Source organism: Sunxiuqinia indica (assembly GCF_009847015.1).
In the GTDB taxonomy this organism is placed as follows: Bacteria; Bacteroidota; Bacteroidia; order Bacteroidales; family Prolixibacteraceae; genus Sunxiuqinia; species Sunxiuqinia indica.
In genome coordinates, this window is record NZ_WVEM01000006.1 from 21,324 (window position 1) to 47,647 (window position 26,324).

Below are 26,324 nucleotides of genomic sequence, written 5' to 3' on the forward strand. Positions count from 1 at the left end.
GTTTTCTGTAATATTTTGTTACAACTTACAACAGATCCTTTACAACTTTTTATTTACTGAAAACTTTAACGCAATAAAAAATGAAAACAAATTATGGGGTTTTAACGACCCTTTTAGTCTTAGTAATTATGATGACAACAAAAGCAGAAACAACTGAAAATCCGCTATTGAAAACATTTGAGAATATTCATCAAACAGCTCCATTTGATAAAATTGAAAACGAGCACTTTTTACCGGCTTTTAAAGTAGCCATTGAGGAAGCCCGCGCCGAAGTACAAGAAATTATCGACAACCCGGAGCCTCCAACTTTCGAGAATACTGTGGTGGCGATGTCAAAAACAGGCGATCGGTTATCAACTATTCGGAAAATCTTCTTTAATCTGAATTCAGCCGAAACCAATGATGAGATTCAAAAAATCGCACAGGAGGTCGCTCCCATGCTTTCGGAATTTGGCAATGACATTTCGCTGAACCCTGATTTGTTTGCCCGTGTAAAAGTCGTTTACGAGCAAAAAGATGAATTGGAATTAAATCCGGAACAGGAAACCTTGTTGGAAAATTCATACCTCGGATTTGTTCGCAGTGGGGCTAATTTAAATGATGATGATAAAGCCCGCTACCGCGAAATCACCGGCGAATTATCAAAGCTAGGCTTAACATTTTCTGAAAATGTACTGGCCGAAACCAACGCCTTTGAATTGCACATTACCGATGAAAATGAATTGACCGGCTTACCTGAATTTGCAAAAGAAGCAGCAGCTCATACTGCCAAATCAAAAGATAAGGAAGGCTGGATTTTTACACTTCAATATCCGAGCTACATACCGTTTATGAAATATGCTGACAACCGCGAGTTACGCGAAGAAATGTTTCGGGCATTTTCAACAAAGGCTAATAAGGGCAACAAATTCGACAACAAGGAAATCATTCAAAAAATTGTTGATCTGAAGTTGGAGAAGGCCAAATTGTTAGGTTACGAATCGCACGCCGATTACACGCTACAACGCCGCATGGCCGAAACGCCTGATCGTGTGTTAACGTTTATCGATGAACTACATCAGGCTTCACGTCCTGCTGCTGAAAAGGATTTCGATGAAGTGGTGGAGTTTGCCAGATCTGAAGGTTTTACTGGGGAGCTACAACGTTGGGACTGGGGCTACTATTCAGAAAAACTGAAAAAAGCTCGCTATGGGTTTAATGAGGAAGAAGTAAAACCTTATTTCAAGCTTGAAAATGTGATTGATGGTGTATTTAATTTGGCGAATACCTTGTACGGCTTAGAACTGAAGGAAAACAAAGAAATACCGGTTTATCATCCTGACGTGAAAGCCTACGAAGTGTTTGATGCTACAGGAAACTTTGTGTCAGTGCTGTACATGGACTTTTTTCCGCGCGACGGCAAACGTTCCGGAGCCTGGATGACCGATTTTCGTGGGCAGTGGATTGAAGGAGACGAAGATATTCGCCCACATGTAAGCATTGTAACCAACTTTACCAAGCCAACAGAGACCAAACCATCGCTGCTTACCTTTGATGAACTAACAACCTTTTTACACGAGTTTGGCCATGGCTTGCACGGCATGCTGAGCAAATGCCAATACGAAAGTACGTCGGGAACCAACGTATTCTGGGATTTTGTAGAACTTCCCTCGCAGATGCACGAAAACTGGGCTTACGAAAAAGAGTGGCTCGATCGCTTTGCTGTACATTACGAAACAGGAGAAAAGATCCCTGCTGAATTGATTGAGAAAATTGTTGCCGCTAAAAACTTCCAGTCGGGTTATATGTCGGAGCGCCAGTTGAGCTTCGGTTTGTTGGATATGGCTTATTATAATGCAACCGAACCTTTGAGTCAACCAGTTGCCGAAATTGAAACAAAAGCCATGACACCAACCGAACTATTTCCTCCGGTTGACGGAAGCCTGATGAGCACATCATTTTCGCATATTTTTGCCGGTGGTTACTCAGCTGGCTATTACAGCTACAAATGGGCCGAAGTGCTCGATGCTGATGCTTTCGCAGCATTTAAGGCGAATGGAATCTTCGACAAGGAAACGGCTGATGCATTCCGTACAAATATCCTCGAAAAAGGAGGAAGCGAAAATCCTATGGATTTATACGTTCGGTTTAAAGGACAGAAACCAACTGTTGATGCCCTGTTGGAACGAAGTGGATTGAAAAATTAAAACCAAAATACGAACTTGATTAGAACCGGGCATTGATTTGTCCGGTTTTTTTTTGCTCAATACCAGCTTAACAATTATTTAGGCAAATTTTTCAACCATTATGGCCTGTCCGCTGTTTTCGACTTATAAATCATCGAAATAATCAATTATGAAGAAAATGAATTTATCTCTAAGCCTGCTTTTAATCGCATTATCTTTCGCATTTACTTCTTCCGCTTCCGAAAAAGAAGAGCCGAATGAGAAGACCATCCAGATGTCAGAAGAAGTAAAAGCTGTCGTTAATAATTCGTGCTTTGGGTGCCACAATACCGACTCGAGGAATGATGATGCCAAAAAAGATTTGGACTTTAAAACCTGGCATGAGCTCTCGACTGTAAAGCAACTAGGTGCTCTGAAAGACATTAAGGAGGTTCTTATTAAAAATGAAATGCCACCTAAAAAATTTTTAGAACACAAACCGGATAAGGCGCTCTCAGACGATCAAAAAGAGCTTCTAATCGCGTGGGTCAAAGAACAAAGTAAATCCTTATTGAGTCGATAAAATTGGTAAATTCACTCTTGAAAACTCATTTATCATGCGTAAAATACTGAAAGTTCTCCTTGTCGTAGTTGTTGTTGCTTTAATTGTTATCCAGTTCATTCAGCCCGAAAAAAATGAAGGTGGAATTGAGACGAATCATCTACTAAAGCAAGAGCAAGTACCGGCAGAAATTTCAGCGATATTGACCAATGCTTGTCTGGACTGCCATTCAAATCAAACTACTTATCTCTGGTATCATCAGGTGGCACCCGTTTCATTTTTTATAAACAATCATATTCATGAAGGGAAAAGTGAGTTAAATCTTTCAGACTGGGGAACAATGGACATTCTGGATAAGATTGGAACGATGGAAGACATCGCAAAGGAAGTCGAAGAAGGGAAAATGCCATTGAAATCATACACCTTGATTCATCCCAAAGCAAGACTTTCAGATCAAGAACGAAAAACCTTGATTGATTGGACTGAATCGATGAGTGAACGGCTATTGACCGGAGAGTAGTTGAGTCGAAAGGTCGTTTTCAAGCTCACATCGCAAGCCATTCATTTGAGTCAACAACACCAATTTATTGTCAAAGCTTTCAATTTAAAAAGCACCTTGTTTTTGGATAAACACGATGCTTTTTACGTAATTGGGAAGAAAGGTAATTATGTAATTTGTCGAATGGAAAAAACCGCTTCTGCTCTCAGAAGCGGTGTCAATCTTAAGTATATAATTAGCAAGTAAACAATTAGTTGACTACTTCTAAACTAATATTTAACTCACTTTTTTTGAGACTTAGTTGAATATTTTCAATTTTTGATTCTTCGTAGGAAATATAAGAAGCGGTTAAATTGTATTGTCCGGCTTCAACTCCTTTAAATTGGTAATTTCCATCAAAATCAGTGTAAGCAACTTTATCCGTTCCTTCTAAACAAACTTTAACTCCCACTAAAGCTTCATGGCTTACTTTATCCACAACCTGCCCGCTTAAACTTAGTGCAGCTATTTCTGTTTTACTTTCTTCCTTTGTCTCCTTTTGTGCAGCAAACGAGAAAGATACCAGAACTGAAAATAATACCGTAAATAATAAAGCTTTCATCTTATTTTGTTTTTGTTTTTGTTCACATCAAATGTAGCGGATACTGATTAAGACAGAATTACAGAAAGATTAAAGTTTAATTAAACAGAAAAAAGTTCCGAGTCGGTTGACTCGGAACTTCACAAATTTACGGGAATTGAAGTCTGCTTACACTTCAATATTGTTATCTATTGTGTTTGTTTACAGTGTTGCGTCGATCCAGTTCCAACCAGAAATGTCAACTTTAGTACCAGCGTCATACGCTGCAGTTGTGGTTGCATCAGCGCCATCGATTTGAACGTTCGTCAAAGCACCATTATCTTTCATATCGATATTTTTATCGTAACCTTCCAGGTAAAGGTTCGTAATGGTTGCTCCAGACTCCAATTTGAATTGTAACGCAGTACCACCTACTGTTGAGATAGCTGTTACATTGGTGAATTGTGGGTTGTTGTTCACTTTATCACCTTCAAAAGCGGTAGAGAATCCGGCAATGGTATGAGAGATATAAGTATTCGTGATACCTCCGCTCCAGCCTTCTGTCCAGTCTACAGCGTCGTCTTCGTTATTTTCTAAGTAGATATTGGTAACAGAAGCTGTTCCTCCGAAAAATTCAATACCATCATCAGAGCCGTTGATCACTGCAACGTTCTCGATCTTTGTACCAGACCCTACAGAATACAATGAAACGCCATTGTATTGAGACTCAGGGTTGATCTGAGCACCGGTTCCTTTAATTACCAAGTAGGTAATGTCTCCTGAATCATCTGTATCTTCGGCACCGCCGTACGTAAAGTCACCAACTTCAGCTGTTGCATTTACACCGGCAGTTGTTGTTGCTTTACCACAAATGGTTAAACCTCCCCAGTCGCCAGGAAGACTTAAGTCTGAAGCAATTACAACAGGCTCCTCTGCAGTTCCGTTGATAAAAATCTGGCCTCCCATCAATACCGCGATATAAACATCAGTACCACCGTTATCAGCATGAATTTTTGTTCCTGCAGGGATCGTAAGAGATGCTCCATCCTGAACAATGTAAGAACCAGTTAAACGGTAAGTTTTATCTGAATCAAGAGTAACATCAGAGTCAACGCTTCCATTCAGTTCTACAATTTCCGCTAATTCCGCATCAACCCATCCCCAAGCTGTTGGATCTACAGTTGCAGCAGCATTGTAACTTTTTGCAGGATCAGCTGTTTCTCCATCAATAATAACATTTGCCAACGAACCGTCATCTTTCATGTCGATACTTTTTGTGTATCCTGTTAAAGACAAACCGGTAATTGTCATACCTGACTCCAATTTGAATTGAAGAGCTGTTCCCCCAACAGTCGATACTGCAGTCAGGTTATTAATTTTGGGGTTATTATTTACTTTGTCTCCTTCAATAACTGTAGAGAATCCAGCAATGGTATGCTCAACATAGGCATTGTCTATTGTTCCGCTCCAACCTTCAGTCCAGTCGATTGCATCGTCTTCGTTGTTTTGCAAGAATAGGTTTTTTACAGAAACGGTTCCTCCGAAGAATTCAACACCATCATCAGAACCATTGATAACGGCAACATTTTCAACAGTTGTACCTGAACCAACAGCGTAAAAAGAAACACCGTTGTATTGAGATTCCTCATTAATCTGAGCACCAGTTCCAATAATTACCAGGTTTTTAATTGAACCTGAATTATCAGCATCTTCAGTCCCACCGTAAATGAAACCACCTACTTCTGCTTCAGCATCAACTCCTGCTGTTGTTGTCGCTTTCCCACAAATGGTTAAACCTCCCCAGTCTCCCGGATTACCAGTTGACGACGACATCACTACAGGACTACTTGTTGTTCCCTGGATATCAATTTTACCACCTTTTAATACAGCAATGTAAACATCAGTTCCACCATTGTCGGCAACAATGTTCGTTCCGGCAGGAATGGTCAAAGTCATTCCGTCAGGAACAATAAACGATCCGGACAAGTCATAACTTATAGCCGAATTAAGAGTCACACTCTCAGGAAGTGTACCATTCATTTCTCCGTTTGATAAAGCTTCAAGTACTTCATCTACCGGTGGAATTGGATCATCACCGTTATCACAACTTGTAAATCCTACAGTTGCTAAAATCGCAAGTCCTAAAATTTTAAATACTAACTTTTTCATTTTTGTCAATTTTCTAGTTATTTGTTCAAATCTATTTTTACACCTAAACTAAGGGCTATCCCTTTTTTATATGAGCTTACCACTTCGTTGGAAGCACTTCCCGACAAGGGCACTATTTCCTGCGTCTGTTCAATTTTAGGATTTAGCAGATTCTTGCCTGAAAATTTCAACGAAACAGTTTTTGATATTTTTTTGCTAAGTACAAGATCGACAGTGGCAAATCCTTTTTCGACGATCTCATTATTGAAATAGGTGGCGCTGTTTGCAAAATCTTCAGGCGCACCCAAGGCCAATATTTTATCCGATGAGTAGTTGCCGCTAAGGGTCGCGACAAATTCATTTTCTTTATTATCAGAGTAGCTTAAGGTGCCGTTCGCAATAAAACCGGCAGCACCCTGTAATTCAGTTTCCGTTTTGCTGTTGTACTGAAACTCTTCCAATAAATCCTGATTGAACCACATCTTTGTGGCATTCAAACTCAGGTTTAGGTTTGGCGTTCCTGTTCCTTCTGCGGCTATTAAGTCAAGCCTTGTTTCTACCTCGAAACCATAAACATCAGCCTGTTCGCCGGTATTCTCAAAGACGAAATTACCAGATGATCCTCGCGTTTGTGCCAGATTGATCGGATCTTGTATTCGTTTATAAAAGCCGGTAACTGAAACCAATTCTTTTGCAGTTGGGAACATTTCCCACTTTAAATCAAGATTGTAGTTGACCGAATTTTTCAGATCAGGATTCCCTTTCGTGACACGCCCTGTTGGTGAAACATATTCAAACGGAGATAATTCTTTAAACTCAGGTAGTGTGGTCGTTTTACTGGCTGCTAAACGTAACGAGCTTTTTTCAGTTAACAGGTATTTGAAATTTACACCCGGAAATAAATTGTCGTAGCTATTTGAAAGACTTCCTTTTCTACCGACATAGTTGGCAACATCCCAGTTCGCATCGATTTCGTCCTTCTCATATCTCAAGCCTACAATTCCACTCAACTTATTCAGTTTGAAATTGGCATTCAGATAAGCAGCATACACATTTAAATTGGCTGCATAGATATCCGGTGTTCCTTCCCGCAATCGAAGACTGCCATCGGAATATAAACTCTCATCAAGCAATACTTCATCTATATTATCGATTGATGCAAAGTCAACACCTTTTCCCCTGACTCCAACTGAGATCGAGTTAAAATCTCTTTCTTTCTTTCGGAAATTTCCTCCAAAATCCAGTTTCAGCTTTCTATCTTCCTGGTCAATAAACTTTAATTCATCATTCAAATAACCATTAACCTCCCAATCGTTGATATCCTGTAACGATTTTTTCTGTTGATAGTCCCCGACATAAGCAAATTGAAACGTATTATCGCCCATGCCATGAACTTGGTTCCGAATTCGATTGGGTTCTTCAGCACTCACCGAATTGTAGCCAACAGCCCACTTCAGCAAATTTTTATCGTCCAATTTATGCGACCCCATTAACTGATTAACAAGCATCGTTGTTTGTTTCAGGTTTTGATCGCGAACAAATGCCATGGAGTCTTTTGGGAGCTGGTCATAGATATATCCTTCGCCATTGCGACCTGCTTCATAGAGCTCATCATTTGTTTTAATAACTACCAAACTGTTGAAATTTAGATTGTGGTTGCTATTAAATTCATAGGCCAGATTAACCAGTCCGGTAGTGGTTATTTTTGTATTGAAGGTTTCGGCATCATTAAACGAATTGTTCAAAATATTGGATCTATATTTTTTATAAAGCCCCTGTTGGTGCTCGTATTCATTTTCGTGACCAATCGTTGCAAAAACAGTAAAATCACGATCGAATAACTTTAATCTCTTTCCGGCGGTAAGCGAAAAATCAAATCCGAGTGGCATCGTTCGCTGTTCCGGATTCCAGGATTGCTGTTTGATAGCGGCCTCAGTTGTATAAGTACGTTGATAGATCCCCAAGCTCACATCATTCATATTTTGAGTTGTTCTGAAATCACTCCAAATACCGTCTTTTATCACATTAGAATTAGCTTTGGCTGAAAGTCCCAGTGTCATCTTTTCGCTGAATGTTTTTGAACTAACATCAACAGTACCTGAAGCTTGATCACCATAGGTGTCCGCCGAAAAGGTCTTATTGATGCCTACATTCTTGATGATGTCGGTTGAAAATAAGTTTAAATCGATATTCTTTTTCTCGACATCGTCCGAAGGTATTGGCAAGCCATTCATCGTAGTTGATAAATACCTGTCGCCCAGTCCACGAATGTAAACATCACCGGAGCCCTCGTTTTTTGTGACTCCCGAGATTTTGGAAGTGGCCGAAGCGGCATCAGAAACACCCAGGGCGGACAACCGTCTTGAGCCAATACTCTCTTTAATTCCCGAAGCTTCTTTCTGATCCATTAGCAGCATGGTTTCCGATTCGCGGTTTGCTTTTGCAACCACTTTTACATCGCCAATTTCTACTGTTGATTCTCCTAAAATGAAATCAATCTTCACCGTTTCGCCGGCTGTAATTTCGACCTGTTCAACCGATTTTGTTTCGTACGAAATAAATGAACAGCGCACCGTATAAGTACCTGCCGGTATTTTATCCACGATGTAGTTTCCATCAAAATCAGTGATTGTGCCAATGGTTGTGCCTTCGAGAAAGATGGTGGCACCAATCAGTGTTTCGTTTGTTTTCGCATCAGTTACCGCTCCTGTTAGCTTTCCTGTTTGAGCAGTTGCAATGAGTGAAATGCTGCCCAGAATGGTCAGCAAAAATAATCTCCTAAGTCCCATAAATTTGTTATCAATTATCAATTAAAATCAACCTCCTGAGTTGAATTTTAACGACCACTACAAAGAACTCCGATTTTGAAAAATGCTGCCATTGGCATTCGGTTTAGCAGAATCCCGAATCAGATCATTCGATCACATTTAAAGAATCGTCCTTTTTGTCACAGATCGCTCTTGTTTTCGGGTGCTAAATACGAGTTATTATGTTACACCTTGATTAAAGATTGTATACGCTTAAATTACATCTGGATAACAAAGCATTTAATAATCGGCTGAAATACAACGCAAAAAGCCCCGACCAAAAAATGGTCGGGGCTTATATTTTGAATTGCAATTCTATTAAAGTCGTTGTTATGCTTTTGCCAATGAAAATAAGAATTCCAGACCGCCTTCGGGTTTGTTTCGAACCGAAATTTCTCCCCGATGGAGTTGCACAGCATTTTTCACAATCGACAAACCTAATCCGGTTCCCCCGTTTTCTCTTGTTCGTCCTTCATCGGCACGATAAAAACGTTCGAATATTCTTGGAAGGTGTGTCTCTGCAATTCCCTTTCCGGAATCAGAATAGCTCAGGTAATAGAACTTCTCATCTTCCAGGTACTGTTTTATCTTAATCGAAGCATTCTCACCTGCATAATTAATGGAGTTCTCTATGAAGTTTTGGAAAATGGAGGACAGCAAACTATCATTTCCGAAAACAGTCACTTTTTCATCAACAGCGAGCTGAATCACGATGTTTTTTTCATTCATGCGCGATTCCAGGTTCTCAATCACATCGTTAATCAGGGGTCGCAAATGCACATGCTTAAACTCAAACAAATCGCCGGCATCTTCAATATTATTCAATAGTGAGATATCGTTGAGCAGCGAATTGAGTCGCTCACTTTGAAAGAAAGCCCGCTGCACAAAGTACACCTGTTTTTCCTTTGGCAAATTTTTGTTGTTTATAATTGTTTCCAGGTATCCTTTAATCGAAGCCAAAGGAGTTTTCAATTCGTGTGCAATATTCGATGTCAATTGTTGTTTCAGTAATCGGCGTTTTTCGGGTCTTGTTACATCACTAATTAAAATCTCAAAACTCTTATCGGGGAACACAATGCTTTGAACATTATAATATTTTTCGCCTTTGGATATCGTAACCGAAAATTGAGGTAAATCCTTCGGATTAATCACAATATCATCACTCAGGTATTTTTCAATTTGAAAAACCAGCGGTTTGAAATCTTCTATTTCGAACAGCATTTCAGCTGAAATGGATGAACGTTCAGAAATTAGATTGATGTATTGGATAAAGTGGCTGTTGGCCAATATCTTTTCTTTGGTTGGAAGAAAAAATGCAATCCCTTCGTTCAGTGCATTTAGGTGGTTGAACAGGCGTTCTTTCTCGGCAGTTAAGTCTTGCTTGGTTTTACGCAAGCCATTGTAAATTTGTACAATTTGCCGTCGGATATCGCCAAACTCCGAATCCACAAACTCCAAATGCGGATCAATATCTTCATCTTTCCCGGCGCGGACTGCAAAGTCACGCAGTCGGTTAATAATCTCACCCAGCCGTTTTGTAACCAACGAAAGGAGTATCCACATAATAACAAAAAGGGCAAGCATAAAAAAGATAAATACCCGCTCGGCTTTCAGAAAGTTTTCAATGGCGATATTATAAACCACCGCACATCGTACAAAATAGCCATCATAGTAGCGGGCATAATAGTAAAAGTCCTGCCCGGTTGTTTCAGAATGCCTGATGTTTCCCCCGGTATCGGAATACAAAGCCTTTTGTACTTCGGGGCGGTGTAAGTGGTTTTCCATCGTTGAATATTCGGGTACAAAACTATCGTACATCACATTCCCTTTCTGCCCAATCACTGTAATCCGGATGTTGCTTTCCGGAATCAGGTGCTTAATCGTATCAAGGCGCTCAAAATTCTGGTGGCTCAAGATATCGTAATGCTCAATGTAACGATGTGTAAAACCTGCATAGTTATCCAGCGATGTTTCCAGTTCGTCAATTCGGTATCTCTTTTCCCGATTATACTGGAACGCCAAAATGGCAATCATGAAAAACGAGAATGCCGCAAAAAAGTAAATGAAAATGCGTTGTTTATATGTTCTGTGTCGAAATACCACGGTTTTAATTTTTAGAATGAAACAAAATCAGTTGTCTTTATTGGTCAGGTTAATTCTGATAATCAAAACAATATCCATAACCCGATCGCCCTTTAATGGCTGCACCATAATTGCCAATTTTTTTTCTCAATCGGGCTATATTGACATCCACATTCCGCTCGGTAACAATAACATCGTCGCTCCAAATCCGATTCAGTATTTCGTGTCGGGCAATAAATTTCCCTTTGCTTTTAACGAGTAGAGACAGGATCTCAAACTCTTTGCGGGTTAATCTTATCTGGTTGTCATCTATTGAGACTGACTTTCGGTTCAGGTCTATCATCAACCCATCACATTCAATCAAGCTTGAGGGCTTTTCGGTCTTTTTGCCGCGTTTCAAAATTGCTTTTATGCGAACAACAACTTCTTTGATTGAAAAGGGTTTGACAATGTAATCATCACCTCCAACATTAAATCCCGTAAGCAGGTCATTCTCCGATCCCTTAGCAGTCAGAAAAATAATCGGGACATCCAGTTCTCTTTCTTTCCGAAGGATATCGGCCATTTTATACCCTGAGATTCCTCCCATCATCACATCCAGTAATATCAGGTGATATTCTTCCAGCGGCATCGTCAACGCCTCTTCGGCCGAGGCGGCTACATCAATGTCAAAGCCTTCACTCGACAAATTAAATTGAAGGATTTCCCGAAGGTCCTTTTCATCGTCAACTACCAATATTTTAGGAGTGTAATCCATGATTTATTTATCTATTTTATGATGTCTGATATCTTTCCCCTCGATGGAATAAATTGCAGCCTCGGCAATGTTGGTGGCATGATCCGCAATTCGCTCAATGTTCGACATCATTTCCTTAATGGTAATAATGCTCATGAGTAAATGTTTGCTGCTTTCTGCGGTGTCTGCTTTTGCCAACATCTTCTTTAAAAGCTTGTGATTGATTTCATCAAATACAACGTCATTCTTAATCGTCCAGATGGCAAACTCCTTATCATCGTTGATAAACGAAAGCAAAGACTTCCGAACCATTTTGATGCTCAAAATAGTCATGTTTGACAAAACCTCCTGCAAACGGGAATAGACCTCCGGGGTTTTAATTTTCTCAATAAAATTAGAAATATTAACCACCAGATCTCCGATTCGTTCCAAGCTTAAAACAATTCGGTAACAGGCAATAATTCGTCGTAGCTCCGAAGCAACAGGTTGATAAAGAACGATTGTATTTACAATCTTATCGCTAAGTTTAACTTCCTTCTTATCAATGTCGTTTTCATTTTGACGAATCTTTTTCAGAACGTCTTCAGGAACCACGATATCTCCGGCAGTTATCACTTGCTCTATTTGATCGAGTTGCTCTAAAACAATATTTGAAAGTGTTTCAAAGTCGGCAACAATATTATTTAGTGCATCATCTTTTCTAATCGTCATAATCCGAATTTTAAAATTTTTCGAAACTGGTTATCAACCAAATTTACCTGTTAAGTATTCTTCTGTGCGAGGGTCAATCGGATTGGTGAACATGTTTTTTGTTTTACCATACTCCACCAACTCTCCAAGATACATAAATAATGAATAATCAGAGATGCGGGCGGCCTGTGACATATTGTGAGTAACCAACACAATGGTGTAATTCTCCTTTAGCTTTACCAGTAAGTCTTCAACCTTTGAAGTTGCTACCGGATCCAGAGCCGAAGTTGGCTCATCCATTAAAATTACTTCAGGACTAAATGCCAAAGCCCTCGCAATACATAAGCGTTGCTGCTGTCCTCCCGACAGGAAAGTGCCTTTTTTGAAAAGCGAATCTTTCACTTCATCCCAAAGTGCCACATCGCGTAAAGAACGTTCAACAATCTCGTCTCGCTCCTTCTTTTTGGTGCGAATACCATTCAGCTTGTACCCGGCAATTACATTATCATAAATGCTCATGGTTGGGAACGGATTTGGGCGTTGAAACACCATCCCCATGTGCCTTCTCAACTTGATGGGTGACATATCGTAAATGTTTTTCCCATTCAGAAAAGCTTCCCCTTCAGTGCTGATATTTTCGTACAGTTCGTGCATCCGGTTTAATGCCCGTAGCAAAGTACTTTTACCACAGCCCGATGGTCCCATGATTGCAGTAACGGTATTCTTTTTTATTTCAACCGACACATTCTTCACCGCGTATTTTTTATCATAGGCGATTGATAAATCTTTTAGTGAGAGAATCGGTTTTTTAACTTCAGCTATAGTGTTTGTCATTTTCTAGTTTCTTTTGCCTGCAATCTGCTTCGACACAATGTTCAAAATTAATACAATAGCCATTAACAACAGCGACGAACTCCAAATTAGTCCAATCATATTCGGATCGTTGTAAAATTCCCAGATCAGCAAGGGAACAGCACTGGTTGGCTGTGTAATATCGAGATTGATGATGGAGCTGCCCAAAGCTGTGAGCAACAAGGGAGCTGTTTCACCCAAAATACGGGAAATCCCAAGTAATATTCCGGTTGACAACCCACTAAATCCAGTTGGAACCAACACTTTTAAAATCACTTTATGGTAGGGAACTCCCAGTGCCAGAGCAGCTTCTTTTAATGTTTGCGGAATCATTTTCAGCGTTTCCTCGGTAGAGCGCACAATCATTGGCAACATCATAATTGCCAAAGAAACACTACCTGCTAAAGCCGAAAAGCCGTTAGTAATATGCTTTACCACCCATAAGTATGAAATTAAACCAAGGACAATTGAAGGTACCCCTTGCAAAATATCTGAAATATTTCGGGTGAGGTTGGCCATAAACTTTCCCTGATTTTCATACAAATAAATACCGGTTAACACGCCAATTGGAATGGCAATCGCCGATGCTAAGACGACCATTAAAAGTGTACCGACAATACCGTTGGCTATTCCACCCGGGATATTCTCGCCATTGGCTACCGCAGTCATCGCTTCGAAGGTGTCCGGAGTGTTTTCAATCAGAAAGTCAAGGCTAATCTGCTGATATCCCTCCACAACCAATTTCGATATGATGAGAACAATAGGCGATATGGTGATGAGTGAAAGAACAACAACACCAACAAGAACTGCTTTGTCTTTCAGCAATCGTCGCGAGGTATGATCCTTCCATGCAAAAGTCGATTTCATAGCAGCTTAATTCATCTTTTTAATAATCAGTTTCCCGGCAGCATTGATTATTCCGGTAATCAGGAATAAAAGCAGACCAATAGCTATCAACGAACTCAGTTTTAGTCCATCAGCTTCGCCAAATTGATTGGCGATCACACTGGCCATGGTATTCCCTGTTCCGAAAAAGCTTGTTGGTATTTGATTGGTGTTACCAATGAGCATGGTTACAGCCATTGTTTCGCCCAATGCGCGACCAAAAGCCAAAATATACCCGGCCACAATTCCCGACCGTGCATTTGGAATAGTAACTGAGGTAATCACCTCCAGACGTGTTGCACCGAGAGAATAGGCCGCTTCCTTTAAATCGTTGGGCACCATGCTGATAATTTCGTTGCTCAGCGATGTTGCGTAAGGAATAATCATAACAGCCAAAATCAGGGCCGCTGTGAAAATCCCGAATCCGCGACCTCCAAATCCAATTTCTATCAAGGCCGGGCGCAGTACATAAAAGCCCCAAAGTCCGTAAACGATAGACGGGATCCCGGCCAATAAATCAACTAAAAGTCCCAGGATTCGAGCAACGCGAGTGCCACGAAAATATTCCCCCAAAAACAGTGAGGTGGAAAATGATAATGGTAAACAAAGAATCAGGGCGCCAAAGGAAGTCATCAGTGTTCCAACAATAAATGGCAAAGCGCCATATTTTTCTTCACCTTCAGTTGGGTTCCATTCGCCGGAAAAGATAAACTTCAGCCCAAATTCCTTGAATGCAGGTATGGCACCTCCTACCAGGGAGTATAGCATACCTGCAGCCAACATTAAGATTAATATTGAAACTGAAAATAATACGGTTTTTGTGATTTTATCACTATTCATTTTCCAGTTTTGAGAGGTGTATTTCTACTCCAAAATAGTTTTGCCCTCGTAAGTAACACTACGAAGAATTGCTTTTGCTTTTTGAACTGCTGTTTCAGGAAGCGGAGCATAGTTCACTTTTGCCGCCTGTGCTTGTGCTTCTTCGCTCACCATCCAATCAAGGAATTCAACCGTTGCTTTGGCTTGCTCCATTGAGCGACCATCGTACGCCTGATCTTTGTATAAAATAATCCAGGTAAAACCACTGATTGGGTATGAATCAGGATCAGATGAATTGGTCAACATCACACGAGTATCAGCAGGAATCTCTCCTTGCGCTGCTGCACTGATACTTTCGATGCTTGGCAAAATATATTCGCCGCTGCTGTTTTGTACTTTAGCGGTTTGAATTTTTTGTGCAAAAGCAAATTCAGAACCGATGTAACCAACAGCACCTTCAGCTTGGCTGATTGTTCCGGCAACTCCGGGGTTCCCTTTTGCTCCCATTCCAACAGGCCATTTCAACGATTTTCCAGTCCCTACTTCGTCAGCCCATTTTTTGCTGACCTTAGTCATGTAATCGCTAAAGATGTAGGTTGTTCCACTACCATCCGAACGGTGTACAAAAGTAATTTCCAGGTCTGGAAGAGCTACTCCCGGGTTGTTTGCTTTCAATTCGGCATCGTTCCAGTTCGTAATTTCACCCATGAAAATTTTCTCCAACAAGGCATCCGATAGTTTTAGCTCATCAACTCCAGGTAAATTATAGGCAATTACCACAGCTCCCATACAAGTAGGAATGTGAACGACTTCGCCAGGCATCTCCGCTAATTTGTCATCGCTCAAATAAGCATCGGTAGCTCCAAAGTCAACTACTTTGTCTTTCAAACTACGAATACCACCTCCGGAACCAATACCACCATAGGTAACCAAGGTTCCTGATTTTTTTGTATAGTCTTTGAATGCCAGATTGTAATATGGCAATGGGAAAGTTGCACCAGCAGCAGTTAAACTAACATTTTCACCGCTTGAATTTGATTTTTTTGCTGAGTTTTGGCAAGCACTAAAAAGCACAACCGCCAAGATAAAAGATAAAAATACTCTCATGATTAAATCATTTATTGATTAAAATTTGATTTCACAATTCAAAAATATTGAAGCACTAAATTCCTCACTGTCATCGGCTGGACTCCATCCCTGAAAGTTAGGTGAAAGCTTTATTCCTTTCACTGGAGCATACTCCAAACCAGCAATGTACAGCTGACCATCTTTCGAAAGGTTCCAGTCGGCAGAACCACCAGAAACAGTATTGGAAAATAGATTATCGTAACGTGCAAAAACCTTCACTTTTGAAGAAGCTTTTACTGTTCCGTAAAACGAGGTACCGCTCAAATCACGATCCTCAACATACTTAACATTAAACTGTTGATTATACTCGGCTCCCAATGAAAAATTGTCGCCGGCATAGCCAACAAAAGTTGCCAATGAAGATTGCATATTGTTGTCGGTAATAAAGTCGTAATAAATGCGTGCAGTTAGCTTTTCAACCGGATTGGCAGTAAGACCAAAACCTGTGCGGAAAGTACTGTCGGACTGTAATTTTTTGTATCCTTCGCCATTGGTAACAATAACATCGGCACTCAAGTAGTCGCTAAATTTATAAGCTACACTCACTCCTAAGTCAGCACTCGAGCTGTATTTATAGGCATCTTGAAATGATTTCGCAATGTAACGGTACCCCCAGGCATTTTCCTGAGTTTTAAAAGCCGTAGTTGAAATCAAACCAAAATTTACCGTGAAATTATCTGCCTTATATCTTAAATAGGCGTTTTTCACGTAGGCGGTCATTTCCAAACTACCAGCACCGGGATCACCGATATCCAGATTTGCTTTTGCTGAAAAGTTTTCGCTGAAATTGTACTCGTAGCCTAGGTACAGCCGGGTTAGTTCAAAGGCGGAAGCTGATTTGCCATCAGAAAATGTACTGTGATAATTACTGAAAATTTTCATAAATGGTTTTCCACCTGGTTTAAACTCGTCCGTTTGGGACATTCCTGTTACAGCAAAGCTGAGCAATGCCAATAACAAAAGATTGACTTTTTTCATATACTTAAGATTGATAAAACTTTAAACTCCTTTAACAGCGGAATTCGATGGCAAATGAATACCTATTGCATTACAGCTGGGTTAATAAAATATTACAAAACGATTAAATTAACAATTACAGGTTTGTAATAATTCTTGGATACGCCTACTAACCTGCTGCTATACTGATAATTGAAGATTGATTAAAGAACTATTACAAACTGTTCTTTTTGTAACAAATGACTACAACGCGTAAAAACGATCTCCTTCTTCCTGCCCTAACTGTAAATTTTTTCCAACTCAAGCCCAAGTCAAATCGATAACAAAAAAAAGACAAAAAAGTATTTTATCAGGCAGCACTTTGCAATAATCCAACGTATCCAATTAATGAAAAGGATTTTTTACTGTTTGCGAGAACTATTTAGACAATTGAAAATTAAATAAAAATTAAAATTTACAATTATGAAAACACGAAATCATATGCTAAGAAGAAATGCGACTCCGGGCATTTTCATTATTCTCTTACTTTTTACTTTTACTATTTCCTGTAATGATGATGAATCATCGGATATTGAGACAGAGACTAAAGTTACATATTCAGGCAGCTTTGTCAAGTCTAACAATGATGTTTCAACCTCAGGAAGCGGAACTGTCACAGGGGTGCTTGATTCTGAATCCAGAGAATTTGCCTATACAGTTACATGGTCCGATTTAAGCTCTGATGCTGTTGCCATGCATTTTCATGATGATGGGCCCGTGATTGTTGATATTACAGGATTCCCAGACTCTGACAGTGGAACGACCTCAGGAGTAGCGACTTTTTCAGCAAGCCAAGTCAATGATTTAGCTTCCGGGAAAATATATGTGCAGATTCATACAAGCACTTATCCCGGCGGCGAAATATTAGCGACTTTATTAAAGGGTAGTTCAAATCCATCAAATGGCGGAGGTGGAACTGGGTATTAAACAGAAATTAGAGGCTCAGCACTTAGTAAAATAAGTGTCGCCCTGCTTGAATACAAATGACTAAAATTATGATCTCATCAAAACACACTGCTATGAAAAGAACAGCTTTAATTCTTATGCTTGGTTTTAATCTTATTTATTTCGGATGTTCGAATGAAACGGCTCTTGAAATGCCGGACGAAAATGAAGAAACACCCGATTGTACACCACAATTTCCTGAAATGGATGTGACCTACGACAATTACGTGAAGGGAATCGTTGACAAGTACTGTATTTCATGTCATTATGCAGGCAACTCACCCGGTCCGGGGAACTTTACCAGCTATAGTGGAGTTGCAGCATATTCTGATTTCTTCGCCACCAGAGTAATTGGCGACAACGCCGACATGCCGCAAGGAAATGCCCCATTACCTCAAGCCGTGAGAGACTCATTAAATGTTTGGATTCAGAACTGTGCTCCCAAAAACTAAATCATCATGTATGCATTAAAATACGGCATCGCAACATTACTCCTCACGATGTCTTGTGTGGTTAGTCAGGCACAAGTGATTACTTCGAGGGATGTCATGATTAGTTTTTTTTCGGAAGCTCCGCTGGAAGATATTTATGCTAAAAGTGAGCAAGGCTTATCCGCGATAAATCCGAAGACCAAAGAGGTTTATTTTAAGATTGCCATCCAGTCGTTCGATTTCAAAAAAGGCCTGATGCAGGAACACTTTAACGAAAATTACCTGGAAAGCGATCAATTCCCTCATGCCGAATTCAACGGGGAAATAGTCGATTCGATCGATTTTTCAAAGGAAGGAACCTATTCGGTCAATGTTTCTGGCGACCTGAACATTCATGGAGTAACCAAAAACTACTCGGTTTCCGGTGAAATAAAGATCAACAAGGGAACGGTTACAACTCATTCAACTTTTCGAGTGAGTCTGGCAGACCACAACATTAAGATCCCCAGACTTGTTATCAAAAATATTGCTGAAGTTGTAGAAGTTACTGTTTCAGCTAAGTACAAAATAAAATAGAATTAAGATGATGCGAAACACGTTTACCATTTTTTTACTGATCAGCTGTTTTACACCTGTTTTTTCACAAACCGATATGAGCGAATTGTTTAAAGATTCATTGCAGAGTGAAAAATCAAATCCGGTCATATCAACATTTAAGTCTCCCCGTATTATTAATGCACGAACCAATGAAACGCTTCACAAATACGATCTTCAATTTATGGTTATACACCGATTTGGAGACATTGCTGGAGACTTCGGTGGGCTATCTTCTTTTTACGGATTGGACAATTCAACTGATATTTTAATTGGTTTTGAGTACGGTATTTCAGATCAATTGAGTGTTGGTATTGGCCGAACAAAGGGCGCACCCAACGGAACCAGTACCTTTCAAAGTGAACTATTTTTCCTGGATGGAAAATTGCGCATCCTCCAGCAAACCAAAGACAATCATATTCCCGTTTCGCTAACGCTCTTTGGAAATAGCGTAGTTTCAGCAACCGAAGAATCTGATCTTGTCACATCCGATACAAGTTTTGACAAGTTTGGCGATCGAATGAGTTATACGTCGCAGCTTATTCTTTCACGAAAATTCAGCGATCAATTATCGCTGGTGCTTTTGCCAACTTATATTCACCGGAATTTGGTGACTTATCAGGATATGAATAACCTATTTGCATTGGGTATTGGTGGCCGCTTAAAAGTTAGTAGGCGGATGGCTGTAGTTTTTGACTATTTCCACAGTTTCAGAAGTCAGGAGAGTGAAGATTACTTTTTGAGAAGTAAGAAATTTGAGTTTTACAACCCCTTAAGTGTTGGCCTCGAAATTGAAACAGGAGGACACGTATTTAGCTTAGATTTTACCAACTCAACTGCCATTCTCGAAAATCAATTTATTCCAAGCACGAGCAGCAATTGGGGCGATGGTGAATTTCGTTGGGGTTTCAGCATCTCCCGCACGTTTACCCTCAAAGAGAATTATGAGGACTATGATTGGTAGTCAACTTATAAAACCAAAATCAAATGAGAATTTGTTTTGTTGTATATATAGTACAAATGCTTTCGACTGATTTGTAAAGTACGGATAAAACGAAGTCATTATGTCCTGGTCGATTGCGAATATCATAGTCTCGTTATGGTAGAAGAAGACTTAAAACCCCTGATTAATGGCTGTCGGAAGCGGGATCGGCAGAGCCAAAAAATGGTGTATCAAAAGCTTTATGGCTTTTCGATGAAGATTTGTTTGCGCTTTGCCAAAAAACAAGTAGAAGCGGCTGAAATTGTTAACGATGGCTTTTTTAAAGCATTTACAAACATTGATAAGTATGATGAGAACTGGTCGTTTAAGACTTGGTTGAGCAGAATAATGCATAACGCATCAATTGATTATTACAGGGCAAATTTGAAATGGTCACAAATGGAAACACTTGATCAGTCTGAATTTTTCAGACACGAAGCCAGCGTAGAGCGAAAACTGGGCTACGAGGATTTGCTGGAAACGATACGCCAACTTCCACCAGCTTATCGAATGGTATTTAACCTTTATGCTATTGACGGATACACACACGAAGAAATTGCCAATATGACGGGCATCACTGCAGGAACATCGCGATCGAATCTTTACAAAGCAAGGCAGAAATTACAGCAGATGTTGGCACGACCACAGTCCATTATTGCGCTTCTGCTATGGACATTGTGGAGGAAACCCATTCGGGTTTCTGCATATAGAAGTAATTTTTATTCCAACGCAAAATAACCATGAAATCCAGAGATCAGAAAAACATAGATGAACTTTTCAGAACAGGATTAAATCCTGATTTTGATCCCGTAGTTTATGAAGAAAGCAACTGGACAGAACTTGAAAAACGGCTGATTTGGTTTGAGAGAAGACAAAAAGCCATTATCTGGTTGCGACCTCTTGCCGGAATCGCAGCCCTATTATTAATCGCTTTTTCAATATGGACCCTGTGGCCAACCAGTCTGGAATCTTTCAATCAGCCATTAGTCACGGAACAACAGAAAGAGAGTGCCCCTGCCGAAATTGAAAAAGAAAATACGACTTCGAAATTAGCGACAGAAGACCCCAATTCTTCTCTACGAAGTGAAAAGCTTATAGCTTCAACACAAACAACCAAAGAAACTAAGAATTCGAAACAAGAAGAAACTATAACTCCTGTTCAGGAGTCTGAAAAAGCCATTGATGCCCCAGCTCAGGTTATTTCCGAAACACCATCCGATTCCAATGAAACACCAGAGGTCGTTTCACCCGAAGAAAATCCACCAAGTTTCACGCAGACTGATACCGTTCGTTACGAAGAAATGACAGAACCAACCGATGAACCATTACTTGCTACCCATGAGCTGGAATCTGCAAAAAAGGCTAGTACATTCCGATCAGTTGCTCTTAGCTTATTGGTTGCTCCGGCTTACAATAGTGTAAATTCCTTAAGTGAGGGTTCAGTTGGGGGTGACTTTGGTCTGCTAATCTCACTGGGATTATCTGAAAAATGGAGCATCAGCACCGGAGCAGTGTACGCCAAAAAAGTATATGCTACAGATTTGAACACTTATAGTAATTACGGATCTGGCAGTAACAGCGAAACAGTAGATGCTGACTGTCGAGTTTTGGATATTCCGCTCAATATCAACTATGCCATTCTCAATCGTGGCAAAACAACGGTTAGTCTGGGCACAGGAGTTTCTTCATACCTTATGCTTCGCGAAGAATATTACTTTGCCAATACTAATCCATACGGTTCAAATCAAGATGATGTTCATTTGGTTAATGAGAATCAGCACTGGCTGAGCGTTCTCAATTTTCAGGCAAACATTCAACAACAGCTGAGCTCAAAAATCAGCATCAGTTTGCAACCCTACTTAAAACTGCCTTTTCAGGATATTGGCTACGCAAAAGTCAGGCTACAGTCAGTAGGAATGGCACTCAGCGCGAATTGGAATATTTAGTGTTTTTTTGGAAGGTAAAAATGAACGATCCTCTTCCATGTTACGATAAAGCTAGTCTTCCAAAAAATAATCGATGGTAGAAACGACTCGAACGATTTTAATATGCGGTGTGTTTTGATCGCGGTCTGAAATCGTAAATAAACCCTGACGAGCAGTTTTAATTTTACCAACTTTAGAGTTCGAGTCCATGGCAAATTTCTCGGCTACTTCGCGGGCATTCTTTGTGGCTTCCTCGATCATTGACGGTTTAATTTCATTCAATTTAGTGAAAATAAACTCCACTGGTCTCCAGGTATTTTTCGATCCAATAACAATTCCTTTCGATATCAATGAGAGAGATTCACTTAATGCTGCCTGCAAGCGACTAACATCGTCAGTTCGCACTGTAAATTCGGTTTTCACAATATATCGATATTGGCGGTTTTGCATGTTGCTTCCATACATTTGCGCACGGGCATCATCAATATTGGTCGATCCCATGCTCAGCTCTTCAGCCGTAAAGCCATGATCGACAAAAAACTGTTGCACCTGTTTTTTCTGATCTTCGATTTCAGTTTTCAACAGCTTTAAATCATTGCCGGTGAGTGTAATCTGAATTGGCCAAACAGCAAGATCAGCTTCAACCTCGCGTTCCGATAAGCCTTTCACCTCGACATGCCTGTTCGATTGAATCCCATTTTTATGCATGTTGCCAATAAAATACCCGCCCAAAATAATGGCAATAGCAAGAACTATTATCTTCGATATACTCAGTTTTTCCATAATAAAATTAATTTGAAATGAATTAAGTTTGTCCTTTTTAAAAGCTAATAATTTCGCTGCCAAACTAACACTTAAAACACCTGCTACCAAAACAGTATAAAACTGATGCATCCGCAACTATTTCCAAAATCAATATGAAATATTTTTTAATTGTGACAAGTTCAGCACGAGATTCTAAAATCAACAATATCTGAGCCAAAATCTGTTAAAAACAATATGATCAGTCGAATTGAAAAATAAGTACTTAGCCAAGCCTTCCTGGTTGCTTATATACAGACCAAGAATGAGGTCAACGTTTCACAGCAAATGAAAATGGCTTTCAAAGCTTAAATACGATTTTATTTAGCTGAATGGCAGGTTGAAATAGAACTTCGAAACAACAAAAAACATTAAAACTCGGTTGGATCCTGTTGTTCCCGTTTGTTCGAATCCTCGTGTTTACTTTTGTTATAAATCTTTGGATACTTCAGATGCTTAAACTTTGTTTTCCCATTTCTCGATTCGAAAAGCGTCACGCGAGCCACAAAAAAACTAGTTTGTCCATTATCAATTGAAATCGGATAGTTGATCTTTCCAAGGGCAAGCTGAGATTCAAAAAAGTTATTAAAGATGACATCTACTGAGTCTTTCGATTCAACCAGGTACTTGTGGTTTGTCCGGTCGGTATAATCCTCAACAAGGATGTAATATCCGTTTTTGCGATCACTCGCGTCATTCGCGTCTTCATTTCCCTCAGTTTTCGTAAATGAAAGACAGAATAAGGAAATAACGATAACTAAAATCGATTTCATAATTTATTTAATAGTAACTGTAATGTTCACAATCTGTACTTCGCACTGGCTGCCGGTGATTCAGCTGATGGATCCCTTTTTCACATCGGAGAACGAACATATTGTAGCTTTTAAGCAATGTGCCTATCTAATCGGGAGGCGAATTTACTAACAAACGAAAACAATGGCAAGTTGTTGTATTCATGATTTATAGCTCGATTTTCACAATTGCTAAAAAGAGCATGGCTTTCAGCTGGAATTTGCAAGTAAAACGGGCTTCGCTTATGCAAATCATTTTTGTAATTTATAATGATTTTGAATAGTCTTCAGCGTGTGAATCGAGGTTTTTGTTTACAAAACGAGTAAATTTCAGATTAACAAGAGCCAAACTCAATTCGCATGTTAATCGGAGATTATTTTAAACGGACTTAGATATATTCAGACAGAATATTCTTTATCTCGGATATTGGATTTTGCCAAAATTACGTATATTGATGCTAGTGATATTGAATCAATAGTTTGATTTCAATATGATTGGCCGAAGAATTTATAAATCTAATTTATAGGCTGGCAATATGGAGTACTTTTACAAAACCTATGAAGAGTGCCGCAATCGCTTTCGGAATGTGGCCAATGAATTAAGCTCCAACTATAACAACGCCCGGGTTGGGAAAATCAAGGTCGACAGTATGATTGACCCTGACCTAACAGTTGATTGGCTCTATATCCCCGCACAACAGCAACCCCGGAAATTACTGGTTCTTACTTCAGGGCTTCACGGAATTGAAGGGTTTACCGGTAGCGCTATTCAACTCATGTTTATTGATAGAATACTGAGCAGATTATCGCTCGAGGAGCTGGGAGTTGTATTTATTCACGGTCTAAATCCTTATGGATTTAAGTACTTCCGGAAAGTAACCGAGAATAATGTTGATTTGAATCGAAACTGTGTTATTAATCCAAGGCTGTATCAAAGCATTAATGCGGGTTATTCTAAAATGTCGAATCTGCTAATCCCAAAAGGAGAGTTGTCAATCGATAAACTGCAATACCGCTTTTTTCACTTGAATGCCATCTATAAAATAATTAAAGAGTCGCTCCCAATTCTGCGTCAGGCAGCATTGCAAGGGCAATACGAATACGAACGAGGGATTTATTACGGAGGCAAAAGATTGGAGCCTCAACTCGCTGCACTTGAACCATTACTGAGAACTCTTTTTGAAGACTACCAATCGATATTGAGTGTAGACTTACATACAGGCTATGGCAAACGTGGAAAAATGCACCTGTTTCTCAATCCAATTAATGATGAAAAAGTTTTGGCAGGATTAGACTACGTGTTAGATGGAGAAAAAATTAACTGGGGAAGCGATGCGGATTTTTATACCATCAACGGAGAATATTTAGAGTGGATGGGGCAGCTTGCCAATGAGAAGTTGTGTATCCCCATTCGGTTTGAATATGGCACGCTCGATAGCCAAAAAACGTTAGGAGCACTAAAGTCGATTCAAATCATGATTAGCGAAAATCAGGGAGCTCAATTCGGCTTTAAGGATCAAAAGTCAAAAGACCGGGTGATGCAAGATTTTCTGGATATGTACTATCCAAGTACAGTTGCATGGCGTTCGAAAGTCCTGACTGACTCCTCCATAAAAATGAGTAAAATAATGAATCGATTCCTCGAATATGAGGTGGCCGGAGCTGATCAGCGTAAAGCTATCGCCTCAATAACAACTCAGAAATAAGCGAATCCACCCACCATTTAAAAACCGCAAGGTAAAAGTCAGATTTTTACGCTTTCTTTTCTTTCGGTTTATACAAGCCGGCATGTGTTTCCTCAATTAACTCAACAAGCGGAATTTCATCCGGGCACTTGCTGTTATCAATTTGCTTTAGGTTTTCTGAGGTAGGGAAATTTCCCGGAAACCAATGATCTTTTTCCTGAAACATGTTGTACCGATAAAATCCAAAGTCTTTCATGTCATAGCATTTCCACAGCTTCCGAAAGCGTAATATTTCTGGAATGTTGAGGCCAGACGGATCGCCTAGCATTTCGTAGCCTTCGTAGTAAGCATACGGATCAGACTGCACTTGCTCATCCAGCTTTTGTTTGATGTTCGCATCAGTTTCAGATAGTGGAACCGACGCCGGAAAGATTCCATTGATCGGGTAGAAGTGCTCAGGTTCGGTAATGCCAAACGAAAGGGTGTGCACGTTCGGATTGCTCAAACAAAACCGGGCATTCCACTGAATGGGGTGTAATGGAGCGGTGAGATCAGTCAGCTTTTGCGGTGGATTAAACAGTTGACCTCCTTTGTCGTTGGGGGAAATGATAAATACTCCCATATCTTTTGCTGCGGCCAAATCGATTGCCGGCTTATTGCGTTGGAGAAAGTAATAATAATGCAGGTTAACAAAATCGAACAGATCAGTTTCAATGGCTTTCATTATGACATCCAAAGGTCCGTGCGTGCTAAAGCCAACATGGCCGATTATGCCTTCTTCCTTCATTTTCAGCAGTTCCTCAACCGGTCCACCAGGAGCACAGGCGGTTTCCTGCAGATCCATGGTATTGATGCCATGCCAGCCATAAAAGTCGAAATAATCCGTTTGCAGAGTTTCCAATTGCTCATTCACCAGTGTGCGCATCTCCTCTGCGGTATTTGCGTTTCCTTTGGTCATCAGGTAATAGGAGTCACGTTTTACCTTCAGTTTTTCATTCAATACAATCCCAAAAGCAGTCTCACTTTTTTTATACCCATATGCAGTCTCAATCAGGTTGATGCCTTGTTCCAGAGCTAACTCCACTGTTTTGGTCACCTGAGCAAGCGTATCGGCAGGAATCTCATGGCGCGGATCGTTCCAGCCATGTTTAAAGCGCATACCTCCCAGGGTGATCACACTTATTTCCTTCTCGGTTTTGCCAAAACGGCGGTATTCCATTTTGGGCTGGTATCGGGTCATCTTCGTAAAATCCATAAAATTGA

24 protein-coding genes are annotated in these 26,324 nt (G+C 40.1%); 10 read left to right on the forward strand and 14 right to left on the reverse strand.

Translation table 11 applies throughout. The features are described 5' to 3' along the window. The first annotated feature begins 80 nt into the window (after window positions 1–80). The 3 genes from GR929_RS10295 (at window position 81) to GR929_RS10305 (ending at window position 3,226) form a co-directional block, all read left to right on the forward strand. Complete coding sequence (locus GR929_RS10295) at window positions 81–2,186, forward strand: M3 family metallopeptidase (protein ID WP_159519446.1); 2,106 nt, start codon at window positions 81–83, stop codon at window positions 2,184–2,186. Between the two features lie 148 nt (window positions 2,187–2,334). Next, window positions 2,335–2,727, forward strand: a complete 393-nt coding sequence (locus tag GR929_RS10300) for a heme-binding domain-containing protein (RefSeq protein WP_159519448.1) — start codon at window positions 2,335–2,337, stop codon at window positions 2,725–2,727. Window positions 2,728–2,761: 34 nt separating this feature from the next. Further along, window positions 2,762–3,226, forward strand: coding sequence for a heme-binding domain-containing protein (locus tag GR929_RS10305; protein ID WP_159519450.1), 465 nt, complete (start codon window positions 2,762–2,764; stop codon window positions 3,224–3,226). A gap of 229 nt (window positions 3,227–3,455) precedes the next feature. Here GR929_RS10305 and GR929_RS10310 read toward each other — a convergent pair whose 3' ends face one another. The 11 genes from GR929_RS10310 to GR929_RS10360 all read right to left on the reverse strand — a co-directional run bounded on the left by GR929_RS10310 (window position 3,456) and on the right by GR929_RS10360 (window position 16,889). Then, window positions 3,456–3,806 carry a carboxypeptidase-like regulatory domain-containing protein gene (locus tag GR929_RS10310; RefSeq protein ID WP_159519452.1) on the reverse strand — a complete coding sequence of 117 codons (351 nt, stop codon included), beginning with the start codon at window positions 3,804–3,806 and terminating at the stop codon, window positions 3,456–3,458. Between the two features lie 180 nt (window positions 3,807–3,986). Beyond that, complete coding sequence (locus GR929_RS10315; RefSeq protein WP_159519454.1) at window positions 3,987–5,933, reverse strand: hypothetical protein; 1,947 nt, start codon at window positions 5,931–5,933, stop codon at window positions 3,987–3,989. Window positions 5,934–5,950: 17 nt separating this feature from the next. Next, window positions 5,951–8,701, reverse strand: coding sequence for a TonB-dependent receptor (locus tag GR929_RS10320; RefSeq protein WP_159519456.1), 2,751 nt, complete (start codon window positions 8,699–8,701; stop codon window positions 5,951–5,953). Window positions 8,702–9,049: 348 nt separating this feature from the next. Next, a complete protein-coding gene (locus GR929_RS10325) occupies window positions 9,050–10,822 on the reverse strand; it encodes a sensor histidine kinase (protein ID WP_159519458.1) in 1,773 nt (590 codons plus the stop codon). A gap of 49 nt (window positions 10,823–10,871) precedes the next feature. Then, the gene (locus GR929_RS10330; RefSeq protein WP_159519460.1) at window positions 10,872–11,558 is read right to left on the reverse strand and encodes a response regulator transcription factor; all 687 of its coding nucleotides are present in this window, start codon (window positions 11,556–11,558) and stop codon (window positions 10,872–10,874) included. A gap of 3 nt (window positions 11,559–11,561) precedes the next feature. Next, window positions 11,562–12,248, reverse strand: coding sequence for a phosphate signaling complex PhoU family protein (locus GR929_RS10335; protein WP_159519462.1), 687 nt, complete (start codon window positions 12,246–12,248; stop codon window positions 11,562–11,564). A gap of 33 nt (window positions 12,249–12,281) precedes the next feature. Continuing rightward, window positions 12,282–13,061, reverse strand: a complete 780-nt coding sequence (gene pstB / locus GR929_RS10340; protein WP_201300965.1) for a phosphate ABC transporter ATP-binding protein PstB — start codon at window positions 13,059–13,061, stop codon at window positions 12,282–12,284. Window positions 13,062–13,064: 3 nt separating this feature from the next. Further along, window positions 13,065–13,946, reverse strand: coding sequence for a phosphate ABC transporter permease PstA (gene pstA / locus GR929_RS10345; protein WP_159519463.1), 882 nt, complete (start codon window positions 13,944–13,946; stop codon window positions 13,065–13,067). Window positions 13,947–13,952: 6 nt separating this feature from the next. Next, complete coding sequence (pstC, locus tag GR929_RS10350) at window positions 13,953–14,804, reverse strand: phosphate ABC transporter permease subunit PstC (RefSeq protein ID WP_159519465.1); 852 nt, start codon at window positions 14,802–14,804, stop codon at window positions 13,953–13,955. Window positions 14,805–14,828: 24 nt separating this feature from the next. Then, the gene (pstS, locus tag GR929_RS10355) at window positions 14,829–15,890 is read right to left on the reverse strand and encodes a phosphate ABC transporter substrate-binding protein PstS (protein WP_159519467.1); all 1,062 of its coding nucleotides are present in this window, start codon (window positions 15,888–15,890) and stop codon (window positions 14,829–14,831) included. Between the two features lie 18 nt (window positions 15,891–15,908). Beyond that, a complete protein-coding gene (locus GR929_RS10360; RefSeq protein ID WP_159519469.1) occupies window positions 15,909–16,889 on the reverse strand; it encodes a porin in 981 nt (326 codons plus the stop codon). A 441-nt stretch (window positions 16,890–17,330) separates the two neighbouring features. On the opposite strand from GR929_RS10360, the gene GR929_RS10365 reads away from it, so the two are divergent. From GR929_RS10365 to GR929_RS10390, 6 genes are all read left to right on the forward strand, one after another. Continuing rightward, a complete protein-coding gene (locus GR929_RS10365) occupies window positions 17,331–17,834 on the forward strand; it encodes a CHRD domain-containing protein (RefSeq protein WP_159519471.1) in 504 nt (167 codons plus the stop codon). 92 nt (window positions 17,835–17,926) lie between these two features. Then, the gene (locus GR929_RS10370) at window positions 17,927–18,304 is read left to right on the forward strand and encodes a hypothetical protein (RefSeq protein WP_159519473.1); all 378 of its coding nucleotides are present in this window, start codon (window positions 17,927–17,929) and stop codon (window positions 18,302–18,304) included. A 6-nt stretch (window positions 18,305–18,310) separates the two neighbouring features. Further along, entirely contained in the window at window positions 18,311–18,859 is a 549-nt protein-coding gene (locus GR929_RS10375) for a YceI family protein (protein ID WP_159519474.1), read from the forward strand. A 7-nt stretch (window positions 18,860–18,866) separates the two neighbouring features. Beyond that, window positions 18,867–19,841 (forward strand): DUF5777 family beta-barrel protein, encoded by a 975-nt coding sequence (locus tag GR929_RS10380; protein ID WP_159519476.1) that lies wholly within the window; start codon window positions 18,867–18,869, stop codon window positions 19,839–19,841. A 135-nt stretch (window positions 19,842–19,976) separates the two neighbouring features. Then, entirely contained in the window at window positions 19,977–20,597 is a 621-nt protein-coding gene (locus GR929_RS10385) for an RNA polymerase sigma factor (protein WP_159519478.1), read from the forward strand. A 2-nt stretch (window positions 20,598–20,599) separates the two neighbouring features. Further along, window positions 20,600–21,805 carry a porin family protein gene (locus tag GR929_RS10390; protein ID WP_159519480.1) on the forward strand — a complete coding sequence of 402 codons (1,206 nt, stop codon included), beginning with the start codon at window positions 20,600–20,602 and terminating at the stop codon, window positions 21,803–21,805. Between the two features lie 51 nt (window positions 21,806–21,856). Here GR929_RS10390 and GR929_RS10395 read toward each other — a convergent pair whose 3' ends face one another. Together GR929_RS10395 and GR929_RS10400 are read right to left on the reverse strand one after the other, a co-directional pair. Next, window positions 21,857–22,567, reverse strand: coding sequence for an SIMPL domain-containing protein (locus tag GR929_RS10395; RefSeq protein WP_159519482.1), 711 nt, complete (start codon window positions 22,565–22,567; stop codon window positions 21,857–21,859). Between the two features lie 389 nt (window positions 22,568–22,956). Then, on the reverse strand, window positions 22,957–23,358 hold the full coding sequence (locus GR929_RS10400; RefSeq protein ID WP_159519484.1) for a hypothetical protein: 402 nt from the start codon (window positions 23,356–23,358) through the stop codon (window positions 22,957–22,959). A 554-nt stretch (window positions 23,359–23,912) separates the two neighbouring features. Between GR929_RS10400 and GR929_RS10405 the strand changes: the two genes are divergently transcribed. Continuing rightward, a complete protein-coding gene (locus GR929_RS10405; protein WP_159519485.1) occupies window positions 23,913–25,082 on the forward strand; it encodes a M14 family metallopeptidase in 1,170 nt (389 codons plus the stop codon). Between the two features lie 46 nt (window positions 25,083–25,128). Here the strand turns inward: GR929_RS10405 and GR929_RS10410 are convergent, their stop codons facing one another. After that, window positions 25,129–26,316, reverse strand: coding sequence for an aldo/keto reductase (locus tag GR929_RS10410; RefSeq protein ID WP_159519487.1), 1,188 nt, complete (start codon window positions 26,314–26,316; stop codon window positions 25,129–25,131). Between the last annotated feature and the right edge of the window lie 8 nt (window positions 26,317–26,324).

Bases quoted from the DNA above. Each gene is read 5' to 3' on its own strand.
- GR929_RS10295 (WP_159519446.1), top strand. From the start codon at position 81: ATGAAAACAAATTATGGGGTTTTAACGACCCTTTTAGTCTTAGTAATT.
- GR929_RS10300 (WP_159519448.1), top strand. From the start codon at position 2,335: ATGAAGAAAATGAATTTATCTCTAAGCCTGCTTTTAATCGCATTATCT.
- GR929_RS10305 (WP_159519450.1), top strand. From the start codon at position 2,762: ATGCGTAAAATACTGAAAGTTCTCCTTGTCGTAGTTGTTGTTGCTTTA.
- GR929_RS10310 (WP_159519452.1), bottom strand. From the start codon at position 3,806: ATGAAAGCTTTATTATTTACGGTATTATTTTCAGTTCTGGTATCTTTC.
- GR929_RS10315 (WP_159519454.1), bottom strand. From the start codon at position 5,933: ATGAAAAAGTTAGTATTTAAAATTTTAGGACTTGCGATTTTAGCAACT.
- GR929_RS10320 (WP_159519456.1), bottom strand. From the start codon at position 8,701: ATGGGACTTAGGAGATTATTTTTGCTGACCATTCTGGGCAGCATTTCA.
- GR929_RS10330 (WP_159519460.1), bottom strand. From the start codon at position 11,558: ATGGATTACACTCCTAAAATATTGGTAGTTGACGATGAAAAGGACCTT.
- GR929_RS10335 (WP_159519462.1), bottom strand. From the start codon at position 12,248: ATGACGATTAGAAAAGATGATGCACTAAATAATATTGTTGCCGACTTT.
- pstB (WP_201300965.1), bottom strand. From the start codon at position 13,061: ATGACAAACACTATAGCTGAAGTTAAAAAACCGATTCTCTCACTAAAA.
- pstA (WP_159519463.1), bottom strand. From the start codon at position 13,946: ATGAAATCGACTTTTGCATGGAAGGATCATACCTCGCGACGATTGCTG.
- pstC (WP_159519465.1), bottom strand. From the start codon at position 14,804: ATGAATAGTGATAAAATCACAAAAACCGTATTATTTTCAGTTTCAATA.
- pstS (WP_159519467.1), bottom strand. From the start codon at position 15,890: ATGAGAGTATTTTTATCTTTTATCTTGGCGGTTGTGCTTTTTAGTGCT.
- GR929_RS10360 (WP_159519469.1), bottom strand. From the start codon at position 16,889: ATGAAAAAAGTCAATCTTTTGTTATTGGCATTGCTCAGCTTTGCTGTA.
- GR929_RS10365 (WP_159519471.1), top strand. From the start codon at position 17,331: ATGAAAACACGAAATCATATGCTAAGAAGAAATGCGACTCCGGGCATT.
- GR929_RS10370 (WP_159519473.1), top strand. From the start codon at position 17,927: ATGAAAAGAACAGCTTTAATTCTTATGCTTGGTTTTAATCTTATTTAT.
- GR929_RS10375 (WP_159519474.1), top strand. From the start codon at position 18,311: ATGTATGCATTAAAATACGGCATCGCAACATTACTCCTCACGATGTCT.
- GR929_RS10380 (WP_159519476.1), top strand. From the start codon at position 18,867: ATGATGCGAAACACGTTTACCATTTTTTTACTGATCAGCTGTTTTACA.
- GR929_RS10385 (WP_159519478.1), top strand. From the start codon at position 19,977: ATGGTAGAAGAAGACTTAAAACCCCTGATTAATGGCTGTCGGAAGCGG.
- GR929_RS10390 (WP_159519480.1), top strand. From the start codon at position 20,600: ATGAAATCCAGAGATCAGAAAAACATAGATGAACTTTTCAGAACAGGA.
- GR929_RS10395 (WP_159519482.1), bottom strand. From the start codon at position 22,567: ATGGAAAAACTGAGTATATCGAAGATAATAGTTCTTGCTATTGCCATT.
- GR929_RS10400 (WP_159519484.1), bottom strand. From the start codon at position 23,358: ATGAAATCGATTTTAGTTATCGTTATTTCCTTATTCTGTCTTTCATTT.
- GR929_RS10405 (WP_159519485.1), top strand. From the start codon at position 23,913: ATGGAGTACTTTTACAAAACCTATGAAGAGTGCCGCAATCGCTTTCGG.
- GR929_RS10410 (WP_159519487.1), bottom strand. From the start codon at position 26,316: ATGGATTTTACGAAGATGACCCGATACCAGCCCAAAATGGAATACCGC.